Genomic DNA, 16,592 nt, shown 5'->3' with positions numbered 1-16,592 from the left:
CGAAGCCCTCTAGATTGTCAAATCTCTACGCGTGTCGGTTCCGGATAGGGTTGACACCGGTCGGCGTCAGCTATCCTTGCGGTCGAGAAGCGCTCGGATGAGCGCCTCGTCGATCTCACCTGTCGAAGCGAGGCCTGCGTCCGACTGAAAATCCTTGATCGCGGTACGTGTCAGGTCGCCAATGACGCCGTCGGGTGGGCCGGCGTCGTAGCCGAGGTTGCCGAGAATGGCCTGAATGTTTCGGATCGCTCGCGTCATGTCGATCGATGCGGTGGTCGTCGGTTTCGGCGCGGCGGCCGCCCACTCCTTCGGGATGTCGACCGTGTTCGCCTGCTCGGAGCGTTCAAGGACCGAGAAGCTCTCGACCGAGGCTTTTGCCTCTTCAAGCTGTTCCGGGCTGAGCGACTCGGCGACTTCGTCGCGTTTTTCCTGGGCATCGTTGTCGCCACTTTGACCGACGATCGCGAACCATTTGTATGACTCGCTCAAATTCTGTTCGACGCCAGCACCGCGGGCGAAGAGGATGCCGAGATTGTACTGGCTGTCCGTCATGCCGTGATTAGCGGCCTGGATGAACCAATCGGCAGCAAGGTCAGGCTCGGACTTCCCATCGACACCGGTGGCGAAGAGGACGGCGAGATTATGCATGGCGCGGACATTGCCGTTTTTGGCGGCGTTCAGATACCAGTCGCGCGCTTTGACAGTGTCGCGCTCGACGCCGTTGCCCTTTTCGTAGAGCGTGCCGAGGCTGTACTGCGCCGGCGCGAAGTCGAGTTTGGCGGATCGCTCGAACCATTCTGCTGCCTTCGCGGCGTCGGAACTGACGATCCGGCCCTCCATGAGGCGAAGACCAAGTTCGAAAAGGGCTTTCGGATCACCGGACCTGGCGGCATCGAGAAGCGCAACGGACGCAATGCCTTCGGGCAACGATGCGATCTGATCACTGAGATCGACGTCTTTGCTCGTTACAGTGGTCGGGCTGGCGTCAGGGGCAACGGTGTTCGGCTTGAATGCGGCCGGACTCACCGCGGGAGTGACCTTAACCTGCCCGGTTGAGGGAGCGGCGACACCGGGCTTGCTGTCGGCGATCTGCCGTTTCGGTGCGCTCGAAACACCAATGACGGGCGTCTCTTCCGCCTTCGCTGCAGCCTTCGGCTCTGCGTTCGTCTTAGCGACGTCGGGCTTCTCCGCACTTTCGGTGACGGCCAATTTTACTTTCGCGGGCGCAACTTCAGCGGTTACGGGCTCAGGAGAGGAGAAGAAATTGGCCTTCTCGGCGATCACCTTGCCGACAGGAAGCGCGAGCAGTGCCAACAGAACGGCGCTGGCGGCTAGCATGATCGGCCTGCGGCGGCGTGAGGTGTCCTCGGAGGCCTCGTCGAGGAGGCCGTCTTCCGAGCGATCGTCGTTCAGGCCTTCGGCTTCCTCGGCGGCCGCCAAGGCAGCGCGCCGGGCAGCGGCGATAAAGTCCGCCTTCGTGTTGTCGTCGGCCGCATTCGACTTGGCCTCGGCCTTCTGGTTGCGGACGCGCTCGAGCAACGCGGCGATGTCCGGTCCGCCGGAGCCGATTGCAAGCGGGCGGTTCGCCTCCTCGCTTTCGAGTGCATCGGCGGCATCAAGCGCCGGCGACTCGTGCAGATCGTCTGTATTGGGATTTGCCGCGCTGTCGTCGAGTTTATCCTCGGCGTCGTACCAGCTCGGACTGGTCGCTTGCTGCTCCGGCTTCTGAACGTCACGCTTCTTAAATCTACGAGAAAGAAGCGCCCGCAGCCCGCCGGGGCTAGCGCTTACCTCGCGCTCCTTATGGTCGCCTGCCGGCTGGTCGCCGGTCGGCTGGTCGCACTCGTGCTGGTCGCCTGCGGGTTGATCGCCATCAGCGTCGTCTGCCACGTCCACGGGTTCGGGCTGCACATAAACTGCGCGGGCTGCGTAGCCCGTGTCCGACATATCAACGGGGTGCTGTTCGTCGTTTGTCTGCGGTTTCTCGAAGTCACGCTCGATGGCGTCGATCCGGTCGACGAGGCGGCTGAGTGCGGCGTTGACAGCTTCATAGAAGTCTGTCGAACGGACATTGTTGTCGTTTGACAGAATCTGAAGCCGATCGAGCTCCTCGGTAAGGCGCGTAACGTGCTCGCTTTGGCTGTAGTCGCCCTGTGCAAGCATTTGTCGGACGGCTTCCTCGGCCGCGCTTTTGGCGGCGAAGAAAATCTGTTCGGCGTTTTCGTCGACCTTCCGTTCGAGTTCATCGAGCCGCCGTTCCATTTCAGCGGGTGAGTTGAAGCTCTCCGAGTTGAGAAAATCGGTGAGGCGGCCGACCTGGTTTTCCAGATTGGCAATCGCCTCGCCGTCCTCATAGGGCTGGGAGAGCTGTGTCTCGATACTGACCGCGAGTGCGGCCAGCCGCTCTTCGATGGCGGCCATGTCCTTGTGTGAGACGCGATTCTGCTCGGCGAGTTCATCGAGCCGCTCATTCAGACGGCCAATGTGATCGACGAACTGAGCGTCGGGTTCAGTGGTGGCCATCGCATCGATGCGTCCGGTCAGCTCGGCAAGCTTCTCGGCGAGCATCGAAACCGTTCCGTCCGAAGCGATCTCGTCGACGCGTTCGGCGAGAGCGTGCATCCGCGCTTCGATCCGCTCTATTGGCGCGAGATCGATGCTGGGCGGGTTGGAGGCGAGATTGGCAATCGCCAGATTTATTTCATCGAGTCGGGTGTCTATGTTGGCGAAGCGTTGGCTATCGCCGCTGTTTGAAACCACCTGATCAGAAATCGAGCCAATGACTTGAGAGAGCGACTCGATGCGGCGGTCGAGGTCATCGAAGGGTAGCTTGTCGGGAAGGCCGGCCAGCGCCTCTTCGAGTTGCGCGATCCGGTCGCCGATTTTGGCGATATTCTCTTCCGTCTCTTCGCGCGGCGTGAAGCGTGCCTCGACACCATTCCATAACGACTCGGCCGCATTGACGGAATGCTCGGACGCGAAGCTGCGCATCTGCTCGCGCAGCTTCTCCATCTCGGCCATCATTCGGTCAGTTAGCTCTGCAGTACGATCCTTGGCACCGACCTCCTCGACGAAACGTTTCTCGAAGTCCGCCCAACGCTGTTCGACAGCTCTCAACTGGTCTTCGCTGGCAAGCTTCGAGAGCGACTCGCGCAGGCGCTCGATTTCGGCTTTCAATTCGGCACGTTCGTCGGCTTCGCGAGGATCCCCATTGGCGACCGGTATGGCGCCGTCGAAGCGCTCAAACCGCTGCTGGCGGTGACGGCGCTCCATGAAGCTGTCGATGTCGTCGAGTTGCGCCCGCATGTCCGCAACGATGTTGTGGTCGACGCCGCTTCGGCCCATCTGGTCGAGACGATGGTGAAGGCGGGCTATCTCTTCGCGCACGATCGAAGGACGCGCGTTCTGGGTAATTGCACTCTGAAGGTCCGCGAGAGCGTCGCGCATCTCCTCGACCTGTTGGGAGACGTCGGACGAGAGGTTGCGAGTCAGTTCCTCGCGCAGTCGCTGCAATTCGGATTTCAGATCGCCTACAGAAGCGCCGTCGTGCTTCGAAGCACGACGGTCGAAGCGGGATTCGTTGCCGGCGAACCCGACGGGCTTGCTTCGGCTGGGCTGTATCGGCCCGCGATCCGGTGAGCGTGAAGGTGTAGCTGAATTGCCAAAGGCCTGTTGGTCGAGGACTTTTTGTCGCATGACGATTTGAGACACTGCATCGGAAAGCTCGGGTCGGCTAGCGATGCTGCGGCCGTCTTCGATACGCCGCTGCGTACGTCCGACAAGATCCTGGATCTGCGATGGGCTCGATGAGGCGCCAGCGTCTCTCGCTCTGGCGACGCGATCGAGCCGGTCCTCTAGCGCCTCCAACGTGCGGCTTAGATCGGCCAGGGCCGCATGACCCTTTCCGCGCTGCCGGCCGCCAGATTTCTGTCCCATGAGTTCAGCCATATCGCTATCCCGGTCGGTCTATTCGAACGTTACGAAAAGCGCATGCATCGCAGCGTTCGGGGGTGTGGCCGACTTTCAGTCAACATGGTTAACGAACCGTTAAATCAGTCGCGCCTTCCCTTATGCCTATGATGCCGGGCAGGTGTGAGCCTTGACCTCTCATGGGAGCAGGCCACTCTTCCTGATCTGAAAAAGCTCGAGGCTTCGACTTTTTACCGCCTTGTTTTTGCACGTATCGTAACGATATGGGCGACTAAAGATCACGGGTGAATCATAAGTATGCCGTGGCTCCATAACTTCCGACGGACCTAACAATGGCACTAGCTCAAAAGACTCAACAGCCGCTCGAGGACGAGTCCGGCGCAGACGTAAACTTCCTGCTTGGAATTGAAGAGCACGAAGACGCCGAGCGGGATGTCTATCGGATTGGTGACTTGGCCCGGGAGTTTGGTGTCACGTTACGCACGTTGCGATTCTATGAAGACCGGGGTCTGCTGAGTCCGGAACGCAGGGGTACGACCCGGCTCTACAGCCGCAGGGACCGTGCCCGCCTTCGGCTCGTTCTCCTTGCGAAAGTGCTAGGGTTTTCGCTGACGGAAGCCCGGCAGTTGATCGATCTCTATCACCAGCCGGATGGCAAGCGGAAACAGCTCGAGCTCGCACTCGAACGTTTCGAGGAACAGCAGATCATCCTCCACGAGCAGAAGCGCGAAATCGAAGAATCGATCGCGGCCATGGACCTGACCATGAAGGTGGCGCGCGAGCGACTCTCCCAGCTGGAGAGTTGATGCCGAGGAAGCGCGGGGGGTCGAAGTGCAAGCTGGCCCCCGCAGACAGGCGGTCCCTAAGCCTTAGAGAGCGACCGGAAGTTGATCATGACATACAGCGGTCTCGTGTAAAGCGCGGCCGCTTTTTTGCTGTGCAGCTTCAGGGCGAAATCCATGGAGCCGGCAGCGGCCGCTTCCTGTGGCTTGGTTCGAGATCGAGGCGAGGGCTAAGGAACGCCCATCCGCCACCCAGTGGCTAAATCTGCCAGCTTGGTGGATCGCAGGGCCATTCTTCACAAAACCGTAGGAATTTGATCTGCGCGAATGGTATGCCCCGCCGCCGGTTCGACAGGCGATGGCCGGCGCATGCGGGAACCCTTTCAGACCTTCCGACCAGATCGCACGCGCCGATCCACTGCAAGGCTTGGTCGCTCGATCTATAAGATTGCGCGAAGGTGGGCGGAACGGTTTTCGCTGCTATTCCGTCGTCAGGCATCAGGTAGGGATGAGGCAAGGTCGGTCCACTAGGCCTCGCCGCGTGATGCGGGCAGCGGGAGGAGCTGCGTCGGAGCCGCCGGAACGGCTCTCAAGCTGACCTCAGGCTAAACCGTTCATCTTCAAACGGGTGGCTTTTTCGCTGTGCCTCGTGGCAAACTTCGGGGCAACGGTAGATCAAGACTGTTCCATATTGAGGCAACCGTAGCATCGTAGCGTTTTCCGTAAGTAGTTCACGTGCCTTACTTCCGTGAGGCCGGATTGGGTCGGTCAGTGCTGTGACCGACAGAGAAGGCGCATGCGAGAAGCGGGTGTCCGGGTAGGCATGGTGGGAAGAGGATGAACGAGCCGAAGACTGGTGCGCACAGCCGCCCGAACGAGGAAATGATCCGGGATCGACTGAGAAACCGTCGCAGTTTGTATGAACTGCAACGGACCTCGGGTCCGTCCTATCAGCGGTGGGGCCGATCCTTCTTCGAGGAGCCGGAAGATATTTCGCGGGCCGCACCGATCTGGCAGCGCTATCCGATCTTCGGTTTCATGGCCGGCGCGTTCTGCCTGTTTGCGATAATCGGTGTTGGCGCCGTACTGGCGACGAACTGGTCGCAGATTGCGAGCCTTATCGGTCTGGAACGGCAGTCGATAGCTGGTCACGCAGTCGTCGATATCGCGGCGAGCGAGCATGCGGCCGGCGAAGAGCGCGCGGATGTGGCCGGGCTGATTGCGCGGCTTTCGCGCGATGACGCAGATATAGTTAAATCAAAACCCGTCGAAGCACGGCACGAAGCACCGATCGACCCCCCTGCGGAGAGGGAACTCGGGGTCGCCGAGGTTCAGAAGAGCGCACAGGCCGAAATCACAGTGACACGTCGGTCGGGAGGGCCGGAAACGAAAATCGCGGTCGAGCGACTGAGTACCACCCTGCCGGGGGACAAGTCGGCGAGCGTCAAACCGGGCGTCGACGGTGACCTCGTGACGGGTGGCATAAAGCCAGCGTCGGACGAGACGAGTGTCCTTTCGTTGCTTGATCGCGCCAAGGCGATCGAAGCGAAAACCGGAACGGTCTGGCCTGGTCTTCTTGCTGGATTTGCGGAAGAGGTCCAAGCACTTCGCCTCGATGAGCGCATTACCGCAGCGATCGCGCCCCCAATGCGCGAACGCGGAATGCAGGTTCCGGTGCCGGCATTTAAAGCTGATCTTGCGCGAGATGCGGATACTGCCGATGCCGGTACGAAGCCTATAGGCGAGCTTCCCGACGGCAGATTTCAGGCCGGGCAGCCGGGCTTTGCGAAGACGCACGTGAATATGCGCGACGCGCCAGAGATGGACGCTGGAATCCTGACCGTGCTGTCCGAAGGCGCTCCGCTCACGGTCATGGAATGTGGCGAGTGGTGCAAGGTACGGTTCGAGGCAAGCGAAGGTTATGTCTATGGCACCTATGTCGGAACCGGCGAACCGGCGGATGCCTTGGCTGGAGAGGTGGGCGCAGACACCCTCTGAACGGTCCGCAACCTGATGTCGGCCGCCCCTATATTTACGTGAGTGTTCGACTTCCCGGTCGAGGCTGAATGTGTGGGACCGGAAGCGTGCTCAGCGCCGCTCGGTCTATCCGAACAAACCCTTCTTTTCGGCTGTGGGTTCGGCGACCCTACGCCCGCTTTGGCCTAGTGTGTCGGCAACGCGAGCGCCACGCTCACCGATAGGACTGGGTGGATACGCAGTCGTATCGTGGGCGGTCTGATGCTCCATTTCGGCATTCACTTCAGCGCCGATGATGAAGATGACGGAAGAGACCCAGACCCACATCATGAAGCCGATGACCGCCCCGAGCGAGCCGTATGTCGCGTTGTAGTTGGCGAAGTTCTGGAGATACCAAGAGAAGCTGATCGAAGCGACGAGCCAGACGAAGGCAGTGAGGAACGCACCGCCGATCACCCATTTCCAGCGAGCCCGCTTGCGGCTGGGTCCGTATCGATAGATCGCTGCAATCGCCGCCACTATCAAGAGGAAGACGACCGGCCATCGCAGGGCAGCGATGAAGATCTCGGAGAAGGTTTGCAGGCCGAGAATTTTCATGATCGCGGGAATGACGCCGATCGCCGTGATGAGCACTATGCCCACGATGATCATGCCGATGGTAAAGCAGAATGCGACGGCGTTGAGCTTCAGGAAGCTGCGCTGCTCAGTCTCGCCGTAGGCGACGTTCATCGCCTCGAACAGCGTCTTGATGCCATTGTTGGCGCTCCACATCGCAAAGAGAAATCCGGTCAGGAAACCGACGGAGAGAGAGGCTGGGTCCTGGCGGGCAAGTGTGTCGAGTTGACTTTCCAGAAGCTCTGTTCCGGCCTGTGGCAGGAATTGGCCGATGAAGGCGATATGATCGGAGATGGTCGCGGGATCGCTGACGAAGCCATAGAGCGAGACGAAGACGGCAAAGGCCGGAAAAAGAGCAAGTAGCAGGTAGAAAGTCGCACCAGCTGCGATCAGCATCACCCGGTCCTCGAAGAAGGAGGAGTAGAGTCTGAGGCCGATGTCCTTCCAGCCTTTCAGTGGAATATCGAGTGGTCCTTCCGCATCACGGCCGCGGCCGGGTTCACTCGCACGCCTTCGCGTTTCTTCGTTTGTATAAGGGCTGAACCGTCCGACCATCGCGTTTCCGAATATCCCTTCTCCTGCCGAATTCATGTCTGGCGGGGTCTTCGCCTTGAATGCCTCCCTTGGAAGCAAGTTCCCTGCAAAGGTGCCTGCTAGGTCTCGAACAGCCGATACGCCGCAGACGACAAACGGCTTTAGACAAGACGCGCGGTAATAGAGGCTTCTCTTGAGATGCTGGTTCTTTTCGCACGATCAGAGCGATGTCTGGTTTGCGACGAGCAACCTCGGTCTGTTTCCTACTGCGGAATGTAATTTCCTTACGATGGCGAGTTAGGTTTGCCGGCCTACAGGGCATTTTGAGGCTAATTTTGTGGACAAGAGCTGTACGAGAGTCTATGAAAGAAGGATAATTTTCCTTTTGCGACGCTGACAACGATGCCCATGTTTTCACACGACGAGATCTGGTCGGCGATCGACGCTTTGGCGAAGCGCAACGGCCTTACGCCATCCGGGCTCGCCAGAAAGGCTGGCCTCGACCCGACAACGTTCAACAAGTCCAAGCGGCAAAGCACCGATGGGCGACCCCGCTGGCCCTCCACCGAATCGCTTTCCAAGATTTTCGAAGCGGTGAACTCGTCCTTTGGCGACTTCGCACAGCTCGTGTCCGGTGACGATGCGGAATCGGACTCGAAAGTTCGCTCAAAACCGGTTTCGGTTCCACTGCTCGGTTTGGCGGAAGCTGGAGGCGGTGGGTTCTTCGACGATGCGGGATTTCCGGCCGGTCACGGCTGGGACGAGATTACGCTTCCCGATGGAAAGGACGAACCGATGTATGCGCTCGAAGTGTCCGGCCGTTCGATGGAGCCGCTCTACCGGGAGGGTGATCGTATCGTGGTATCGCCGACGGCTTCCGTACGGCGCGGCGACCGGGTTGTCGTGAAGACGCGCGAGGGCGAGGTGATGGCGAAAATTCTTCAGCGCCAGACTGCGCGCACGATCGAACTCTCTTCGCTGAATCCTGACTTCCCGTTGCGCCAGTTCGCCGTCGAGGAGATCGACTGGCTTGCGCGCATCGTATGGGCTACCCAATAAGCGTCGGCCGCGATGCGAAAGGCCGTCTCCAGCCTCATCACCGCTATCGGCCTCCTCGTTCTGGCCGCCGGGCTCTTGCTCCTCGTTCCCGACACACCGCCCGTGCATCTGGAAACCGTCGAACAAGGTGCTGACGATCCCAAAGACGGACAGATTGAGACGAGCCCGACGGAGGACGGGAATGAAGTCGGCACTTCCCAGCCCGTGAGGGAGGCACGAACCGTCTATGGCCGACAGAGAGACGAGGAACCGCTTCGCCGGGTTGCGCCACGCAAGCCGCTTTCAGATCTCGCGGCGCCAGAGAACGAACCCGATCCGATCAAGCGTCGACTTCTGCCGCGGCCGGTCGCGGTCGATGCGGGGCGTTTGAAGATCGGACAAGCAACTGTCGTGCTGCCTGGCATAGACGCACCTGATGCCGACGCGCGCTGCGACAGCGGCGGCCGATCGTGGCCTTGCGGCGCGCAGGCCCGGACGGCCCTCCGCGCCTATTTGCGAGGCCGCTCTGTGGAGTGCATGACGCCAAGCGACTTCGGTGAACGCAACGAGACTGTCACCTCGACCTGTACGCTTGCCGGCGAAGATGTTGCCAGATGGATCGTTGCAAACGGTTGGGCCCGCGCAATGGCGGAAGGACCCTATGCCGAACTCGAAAACGAAGCGCGTCAGGCGAAGCGGGGGCTCTGGCGTTAGTCTTGATCGGCGTCAAGAAAATTTGCCGGCGAGGGCATCCGCGATCATCTTGCGGGTCTCGGCAATCCCGTAGAGTGCGATGAAGGAGCCGAACCGCGGTCCCTTCTCCTGGCCGAGTAGGACCTGATAGAGCGCCTGAAACCATTCGCCGGAAACGCCCGGTCCGCCGTCGGGGCCCGTTTTCTTTGCATCCTGATAGCGCTCGATCGGCCGAGCTACGTCGAGGAGGGCGTTCTGGATCGTCGCCGCATCGGCGTCGGCCGGCAGGTCGGCCAGCTTGGAGTCGAACTTTTGAAGGGCATCGCGCTCGACGGCGTCCGGCGCGCGGAAGCGCTTCGTCGGTTTGACGAAGTCGTCGTAGTAGCGGATCGCATAACTGACGATTTGGTCGAGTTCGGGATCGCTCGCCGGCGTCACGCCCGGATAATAGCGCGAAATGAAGCCCCACAGGGTTTCCGCATTGGAGGCGTTTGAAGCCGAGACGAGATTGAGCAGCATCGCGAAGGGCACCTTGATGCCCTCGGTCGGCGGATTGCCCGAATGGATGTGCCAGACCGGGTTTTGAAGCTGCTGCTTCGGCTCCTGCCGCTGATAGGCCGAGACGAACTGATAGTAGTCATCGACCGCCTTCGGGATCACGTCGAAATAGAGCTTCTTGGCCGCCTTCGGCTTATTGAACATGTAGAAGGACAGGCTCTTCGGCGAGGCGTAGGTGAGCCATTCGTCGATTGTCAGGCCGTTGCCTTTCGACTTGGAGATCTTCTGGCCGCCGTCGTCGAGGAAGAGCTCGTAGTTGAAGCCTTCCGGCGGCGGGCATCCGAGGGCGCGGCAGATCTTCGAGGAAAGGTTCACCGAGTCGATGAGATCCTTGCCGGCCATCTCGTAATCGACCCCGAGGGCCGCCCAGCGCAGCGCCCAGTCTGCCTTCCACTGGCACTTCACCGCACCGCCTGTGACAGGCGTTTCCATCTGCTCGCGGGTGTCTGGATCCAGATATGTGATTGTGCCCTTCTCGACGTTCCGATCGACCATCGGTACCTGAAGCACCACTCCGGTGACCGGATGGACCGGCAGGAAGGGTGAATAGGTCTCCCGGCGCTCGGGGCCGAGCGTCGGCAAGATGATCTCCATCACGTCGTCGTAGACCGCAAGCATCTTGAGAAGAGTATCATCGAGGCGGCCAGAGGCGTAGTAATCGGTAGCGGAAGCGAACTCGTATTCGAAGCCGAACGTGTCCAGGAAGGAGCGCAGCCGAGCATTGTTATGCGCGGCGAAGGATGGGTATTCGTTCGAGAACGGGTCCGGAATGCGCGACAGCGGCTTGCCGAGATGCTGGAGCATCATCTCCCGGTTCGGAATGTTCTCCGGCACCTTGCGAAGACCGTCCATATCGTCGGAAAAGCAAATGAGTTTGGTGGCGACCTTGCCTTCGGTCAAAACGGAGAACGCGTGACGCACCATGGTCGTCCGGGCGACCTCGCCGAAGGTGCCTATATGCGGCAAGCCAGATGGGCCGTAGCCAGTTTCGAACAGCACCGTTTCCGGCATTCCTTCCGCCTCGAACCGTTTCAGAAGCTTGCGGGCCTCTTCGAAGGGCCAGGCGTTCGACTGGAGCGCGAGTTCGGCAAGGTGCGAAGTGACGGGCGGATTCATGGCAGTCTGTTCGTCCGGTTTTCGTTGGAAGAGCGCGAACGCCGAAGAGAGCCGTTGAAAACGGCGGCCCGGTCCGTGCTTCGCGCACGGGCTTATGAGAAACCGAACGGGGAAGCAAATCTGGCAGGAGAGCCGCTGCCGCGCGATCTGGCAGCACGCGACCTTGTGCGCTTCAGCTTCGTTCCCTAGCTTGGAGCCGTCAAGGGCGGCCGGGAAGAAGGGGAAGCCGATGTCCGACGGACATGCTCAGGATGCTCTGATCCAGCTGATGCTGGCTGCGGCGGCGGCAGACGGTGCAATCAGCGACAAGGAGTTGAGGGAAGTCGATGAGCTGATCTCCTTCCTGCCGGTCTTCGAGGGCTTCGCTCGCGAGCGGCTTCCCGAAATCGCCGATCAGAACGCCAGGATGCTCTCTGCCGACGACGGCATCGACGCGATTGTCGAAAACCTGATCGCGAAAGTTCCGACCCGTCTCTACGAAACGGCCTATGCGCTCGCCGTCGAAGTGATCTCGGCGGATGTCCACGCTACGCAGGCCGAATTGAGGCTACTGGAAATTCTGCGCGATGCCTTCGACATGGACCGCCTGACGTCCGGGGCGATCGAGCATTCGGCTCGCGTGCGCTATCGCCGGCTGAACTGAGTTTCGAACAGTGTCGCCATACCCGCCTACCAGGGATTGACCGGGAAATAGCGCAGGAGAAGTTCGGAGAACGTACCGTTTTCGACGATCTGTACGAGCGCGTAGTCGATGGCTTCGGCGAGTTCGGAATCCTCTGCCCGCACGGCTACGGAGAGGCCTTCGCCGAGGTACTGGTTCGACAGGAAGGGTCCGTCGGAGAACATGCAGCAACCGTCGGCTCTTGGGCTTTCGAGCCAGAACGAGAGGCTGATCCCGTCTCCGAAATAGGCGTCCACCTCGCCGGATTTTACGGCATCGAGGGCGGTCGTGCGGTCGTCGAAGACCCGGGCCTGGGCATCAGGAAAAAAGGCGCGAAACATCGCTTCATGAGCGCTGCCACCGTCCAATCCGATCACCCGACCTGAAAGGTTGGCTGCGATAGGGGCCGCGATCGGATCTTCCTTACGCGTGACGAAGCGCGCCGGAAAGCGCAGATAGGACTGTGAAAATGAAAGCCGGTTGCGGCTTTGTGGGTCAATGGCAATGCCGGCGATGATCGCCTCTCCGCGTTTTTCGAGCAACGCTTCCTGGAGTTCGCCGAAGGGCAAAGCTTCGATTTGGCAGATCGGCAGGACATCGAGCTCGACGCATATTGCGCGGGTGAGGTCGATGTTGAAACCGACGAGGCGTCCACGGGCATCGAGAAAATTGAAGGGCGGGTAATCGGTCGCCGTGAGAAACCGAAGGCGTGACAAATCCGGAAGTTCGGGCTGAGTGAGGCGCTGGCGCTGATCGATGAAGCTCGGGAGGTTGACGTCCTGGCTTCTCGACGGACCGGCCGATGCCGTAATTGCGACACATAAGACGAAAAGTAGGCGAATACGCGACGCAAGGTCGCAAATCTCGCGTATTTGGATGTACATCTTTTCTTTGATTCCGCGCATTCTTCAACCTCAGCGGTCTGTTCGGCGTTTTTCGATGAGACCGCGATGGTGGGGGCATCGGTGGTATATTCGGTTGATGTTGTCGAGTCTCTTGCTGCAACAGGCCGCAAGATCATTTCACCGGGTTCAAGCGAGAGGCCAAGGCGCGGTCCGGACGGGCTCGTTGATCTTCAGAAGATATCGGGCAGCCCCGCCGTTGCTGAAAGTTTCGAGCCGCTCTCCGAGCCGGTCGTCAAGGCGCTTATCTCGCGTCTGGGCCTTTCGGATGACGAGGCACGGGAAGCATGGGCAGTAGCGCGTAGGAACGGGACGGACATCGCCCGTGAACTGATTTTCAACGGGCGCATTTCCGAACGTGACTATGCCCATTGTGTTGCAGAGCAACTGGGCCTCGGCTTCGAACTTCCGCAGAAGAACGACGAAGTCGTCGCGGCAACAGGACACGCCACTCCGCCGTTCACCGGAGCACTATGGACCTGCGATTCGAGGTTGGAGACAAAGATCTTTCTTCGACCGAAGATCGAACAGCTGTCGGCCATCGTCCGTGCGCTGCAAGAACGTCCGTTGCTAGCTCGCAATTGTCGCGTTGCGACACTCTCTGCCATTCGCGATATTGAAGCGGCCAAGAGTGACGATGACCGCTTCGCCAAAGCGACGTTGAGCCTCTCCGCTGCCAGCCCCGAAAAGTCGGCCCGCGCAGTCCTGACTGGATGGCAGGGGTTCGCAATGGGTGCCATGGCCTTCGTGCTTGTCTGGTGGGTGATGTCGTCATTTTGGCAGGTCGCGATGACCTTTCACCTGCTGAGTGCCTTCTGCTTCATCCTCTGGATATGCCTACGCTCCGTTGCCGCCTTCGGAAGGCAGGATGGAACGATCGCATCTGAGCTGAAAAGCGGTCCGAACAAAGGTGGGGGAACTCGACCTGCGCCGATCTACTCGGTGGTCGTCGCGCTCCACAAAGAAACGGAGGTTGTAGCCCGTCTGGTTTCCGCACTCGACAATCTGAAATGGCCAAAATCCTGCCTCGAGGTTTTCCTCGTTTGCGAAGCGGACGATCATGCGACGGTTGCACTCTGCCGGAAGCATACCGAGGGCAAGCTGCAGTATCGGGTGATCCTCGTGCCGCCCGGCAATCCGAGAACGAAGCCAAAAGCCCTCAATCATGTTCTGCCCATCGTGGCAGGTGATTTTCTCGTTCTCTATGATGCCGAAGACGAGCCGCATCCCGGGCAGTTGGAGGAAGCATACGACCGATATCGCGCCTCAGACGCGAGGCTCGCCTGCCTTCAGGCGCCTCTTGTCATTCGCAACGGAGACCGGAACTGGCTGACATCGATCTTCGCGATGGAATATGCAGGCCTGTTTCGGGCTTTCCTGCCTTGGCTGGCCAGGCACCGTCTTCCCATCCCGCTCGGGGGCACAAGCAATCATTTCAAGGTCGCGGTATTGCGCGAGGTCGGCGGTTGGGACTCGCATAATGTGACCGAGGACGCCGATCTCGGGATGCGCTTGAAACGGGCGGGCTACGACATCGAGACGATCTCCTCGCCAACCCTCGAAGACGCCCCCGAGACCGTTTCGGTCTGGGTGCCGCAAAGGACACGATGGCTCAAGGGCTGGGTTCAGACTTATGCCGTACACATGCGCCATCCGATGCTTCTGATGCGGGAACTCGGCGTCAAACGCTTCGTCGTTTTTCAGTTGCTCTTCCATGGCATGATCACTGCAGCGCTTCTGCTTCCGCTGGCGTTCGGCCTGATCGGTTTTACGATCTGGCTGCAGTGGTCGACAGGTTGGGAGCGGACCTCCGCAACAGCGCTCCTCGTTCTCGATCTTGCGATCTTCGTCGGCGGGTATCTCAGCTTTCTTGCGCTGACACTTCGGGGAATGGGCACCTCCGAGCTACGCCCTTGCGTGAAGTGGCTGCCGTTCGTTCCGATCTATTGGCTGTGTGTGTCAGTCGCCGCCTACCGCGGGCTATTCCAGCTGTTCAAGAATCCGCATGCCTGGGAGAAGACGGCGCATGGTCTCGCATCGCGCGCCGACAAACTCGACCCTCGGCACCGAATGGAGCCGATCTTCGACATCGCCGTGCCGGGTGAGCTTAGGTCGGGGCAGCGTTAGTTCATCTGCGAAAGCCAAGCAGTGAAGTGTGCTGTAGTTTATCGACCAATCCAGCGCGTAAATGACGCGTCAGGCGATCGGCGAGTTATCGCCAGACGCCGTAAATAGTCTCTGGTTTCGGCGAAACTCTCGAGGTTGGGCACCGAAGGAAGCCCCGAGTCCGTGATGCCATGGAGGCGACTTCAGCCTGCATGCTCTACGGAATGGCAGGCGGCCCTTGCCATATCCTGATGGAGGGCCGAGTTCAGCTTTCGGAGCGCCTCGTTGTCTTCACGCAGACGCGAAATCATAGTCGCGACGTCGTGGTCCAGCGCAACAGATTCTAGACCCGGCTCTTGCACACGGGAGGTCGTCACTTCTTCATTCGTCATGATGAAGGCCTCGTGCCGCTGGCGACGATGTCCCCCTCGTCGCCTGATCCAACGACCCTACAACATTAACGCTGTCCGCGCGAGCGAAAGCTTTGCTGCAGTGCTATAAATATCGTTCATCTTCGGGCTATCGCACGCCTCGCCAATCGACGTTTCCATCGATTTCACCGCTGGACTCGCTATGTTTCCAGACCTGTTCGACAGGCGCGCGGGGCTATTAAAGTGGCGAGCATTGGCTACCGAATGATCGTTCATGGTCGGGTCCAAGGTGTTGGCTTCCGCGACTGGACGCAGCGAATGGCCCAATCTCATGGGGTGTCAGGCTGGTGCCGGAACCGGCGCGATCAAACGGTCGAGATATCGGTATCGGGAAACCGCGAAGCCGTCGAAGCCTTTCGGGACGAAGTCGAAAATGGCCCGTCGATGGCCAAGGTCGAACGGGTGGAGGCGAGCGAGTCCGAAGAGCGGCATTCGGGCGCCTTCGAGATCCGGCCGACCGCCTGAGCGGTCATGCCGGGTCGGGTAGGCCAAGTTTCGACGTTGCCCCGAAGATCGTCTCGAAATGGCGTCGCAGCAGGATGTCGACCTCCGGCATAGAGACGACATGTCCGAGGTCGGCGAGGCTCGTGACGCCGTGATTACGCACGCCGCAGGGGACGATACCCGAAAAATGGGTGAGGTCCGGATCTACGTTGAGCGAGATGCCGTGAAAGGTCACCCATTTGCGGACCCGGATACCGATGGCGGCGATCTTGTCCTCGGCTGACGATCCGTCCATGAGCGGCGGCCGTTCGGGCTGCTCAACCCAGACGCCGACACGATCCTCGCGGCGCTCTCCGACGATCTGAAATTCCCTGAGTGTAGAAATGATCCACGCTTCGAGAGCGGCGACAAAGGCGCGGATATCCTGACGTCGTCGTTTCAGATCGAGACAGACATAGGCGACCCGCTGGCCAGGCCCATGATAGGTGTATTCGCCGCCGCGCCCGGCTTCATAGACGGGAAAGCGTGTCGCATCGACCAGATCGGCGGCGTTAGCCTTCGTTCCGGCGGTATAAAGCGGCGGATGTTCGACGAGGAAGACAGTCTCCGGGGCCGCTCCGGCGTCGATCTCGGCGACCCGTCGGTCCATCAAGGCCAGAGCTGTGGCATAGTCGGTAAGACCGTCGAGAATTGTCCAGCCGACGGGTGGTGCGCCCTCTGCAGCGAAAAACGTCGTTGTCAACGTCGCGAGACGCGGGGCGGGCGATGGCGCAAAGTTGGCTGTCGTTACGGTCATGCGGCGCAA

Annotated in this window: 13 protein-coding genes; 7 read left to right on the top strand and 6 right to left on the bottom strand. The window is 60.1% G+C overall.

What is annotated here, in order from left to right; translation table 11 throughout:
* Window positions 1–66: 66 nt before the first annotated feature.
* Window positions 67–3,948 (bottom strand): peptidoglycan-binding protein, encoded by a 3,882-nt coding sequence (locus FP2506_RS07325; protein ID WP_007066793.1) that lies wholly within the window; start codon window positions 3,946–3,948, stop codon window positions 67–69.
* A 314-nt stretch (window positions 3,949–4,262) separates the two neighbouring features.
* Here FP2506_RS07325 and FP2506_RS07320 point away from each other — a divergent pair, with 314 nt between their 5' ends.
* Entirely contained in the window at window positions 4,263–4,736 is a 474-nt protein-coding gene (locus tag FP2506_RS07320) for a MerR family transcriptional regulator (RefSeq protein WP_007066792.1), read from the top strand.
* Between the two features lie 891 nt (window positions 4,737–5,627).
* Window positions 5,628–6,710 (top strand): SH3 domain-containing protein, encoded by a 1,083-nt coding sequence (locus tag FP2506_RS07315; protein WP_187289029.1) that lies wholly within the window; start codon window positions 5,628–5,630, stop codon window positions 6,708–6,710.
* A gap of 105 nt (window positions 6,711–6,815) precedes the next feature.
* Here FP2506_RS07315 and FP2506_RS07310 read toward each other — a convergent pair whose 3' ends face one another.
* Window positions 6,816–7,859 carry a YihY/virulence factor BrkB family protein gene (locus FP2506_RS07310; RefSeq protein WP_050765132.1) on the bottom strand — a complete coding sequence of 348 codons (1,044 nt, stop codon included), beginning with the start codon at window positions 7,857–7,859 and terminating at the stop codon, window positions 6,816–6,818.
* A gap of 387 nt (window positions 7,860–8,246) precedes the next feature.
* Between FP2506_RS07310 and FP2506_RS07305 the strand changes: the two genes are divergently transcribed.
* Entirely contained in the window at window positions 8,247–8,897 is a 651-nt protein-coding gene (locus FP2506_RS07305) for a LexA family transcriptional regulator (RefSeq protein ID WP_007066788.1), read from the top strand.
* A gap of 12 nt (window positions 8,898–8,909) precedes the next feature.
* Window positions 8,910–9,590 carry a thermonuclease family protein gene (locus FP2506_RS17945; protein WP_007066787.1) on the top strand — a complete coding sequence of 227 codons (681 nt, stop codon included), beginning with the start codon at window positions 8,910–8,912 and terminating at the stop codon, window positions 9,588–9,590.
* A gap of 12 nt (window positions 9,591–9,602) precedes the next feature.
* Here the strand turns inward: FP2506_RS17945 and FP2506_RS07295 are convergent, their stop codons facing one another.
* Complete coding sequence (locus FP2506_RS07295) at window positions 9,603–11,243, bottom strand: lysine--tRNA ligase (protein WP_007066786.1); 1,641 nt, start codon at window positions 11,241–11,243, stop codon at window positions 9,603–9,605.
* Window positions 11,244–11,472: 229 nt separating this feature from the next.
* On the opposite strand from FP2506_RS07295, the gene FP2506_RS07290 reads away from it, so the two are divergent.
* Window positions 11,473–11,886, top strand: coding sequence for a tellurite resistance TerB family protein (locus FP2506_RS07290; protein WP_007066784.1), 414 nt, complete (start codon window positions 11,473–11,475; stop codon window positions 11,884–11,886).
* A gap of 26 nt (window positions 11,887–11,912) precedes the next feature.
* On the opposite strand, the gene FP2506_RS07285 is transcribed toward FP2506_RS07290, so the two are convergent.
* Window positions 11,913–12,809 (bottom strand): transporter substrate-binding domain-containing protein, encoded by an 897-nt coding sequence (locus FP2506_RS07285; RefSeq protein ID WP_007066783.1) that lies wholly within the window; start codon window positions 12,807–12,809, stop codon window positions 11,913–11,915.
* Window positions 12,810–12,854: 45 nt separating this feature from the next.
* On the opposite strand from FP2506_RS07285, the gene FP2506_RS17940 reads away from it, so the two are divergent.
* Entirely contained in the window at window positions 12,855–14,933 is a 2,079-nt protein-coding gene (locus tag FP2506_RS17940; RefSeq protein ID WP_007066782.1) for a glycosyltransferase family 2 protein, read from the top strand.
* Between the two features lie 182 nt (window positions 14,934–15,115).
* On the opposite strand, the gene FP2506_RS07275 is transcribed toward FP2506_RS17940, so the two are convergent.
* On the bottom strand, window positions 15,116–15,304 hold the full coding sequence (locus FP2506_RS07275) for a hypothetical protein (protein WP_007066781.1): 189 nt from the start codon (window positions 15,302–15,304) through the stop codon (window positions 15,116–15,118).
* A 243-nt stretch (window positions 15,305–15,547) separates the two neighbouring features.
* Between FP2506_RS07275 and FP2506_RS07270 the strand changes: the two genes are divergently transcribed.
* Window positions 15,548–15,808: an acylphosphatase gene (locus FP2506_RS07270; RefSeq protein ID WP_007066780.1), complete on the top strand. Its 261-nt coding sequence runs from the start codon at window positions 15,548–15,550 to the stop codon at window positions 15,806–15,808.
* A 4-nt stretch (window positions 15,809–15,812) separates the two neighbouring features.
* Here the strand turns inward: FP2506_RS07270 and lipB are convergent, their stop codons facing one another.
* Window positions 15,813–16,583: a lipoyl(octanoyl) transferase LipB gene (gene lipB / locus FP2506_RS07265; protein WP_007066779.1), complete on the bottom strand. Its 771-nt coding sequence runs from the start codon at window positions 16,581–16,583 to the stop codon at window positions 15,813–15,815.
* Between the last annotated feature and the right edge of the window lie 9 nt (window positions 16,584–16,592).

It is taken from the genome of Fulvimarina pelagi HTCC2506, from assembly GCF_000153705.1.
Taxonomy (GTDB): domain Bacteria; phylum Pseudomonadota; class Alphaproteobacteria; order Rhizobiales; family Rhizobiaceae; genus Fulvimarina; species Fulvimarina pelagi.
Note: the sequence above shows the minus strand (reverse complement) of the source record. Positions and strands in the feature narration are given on the sequence as shown.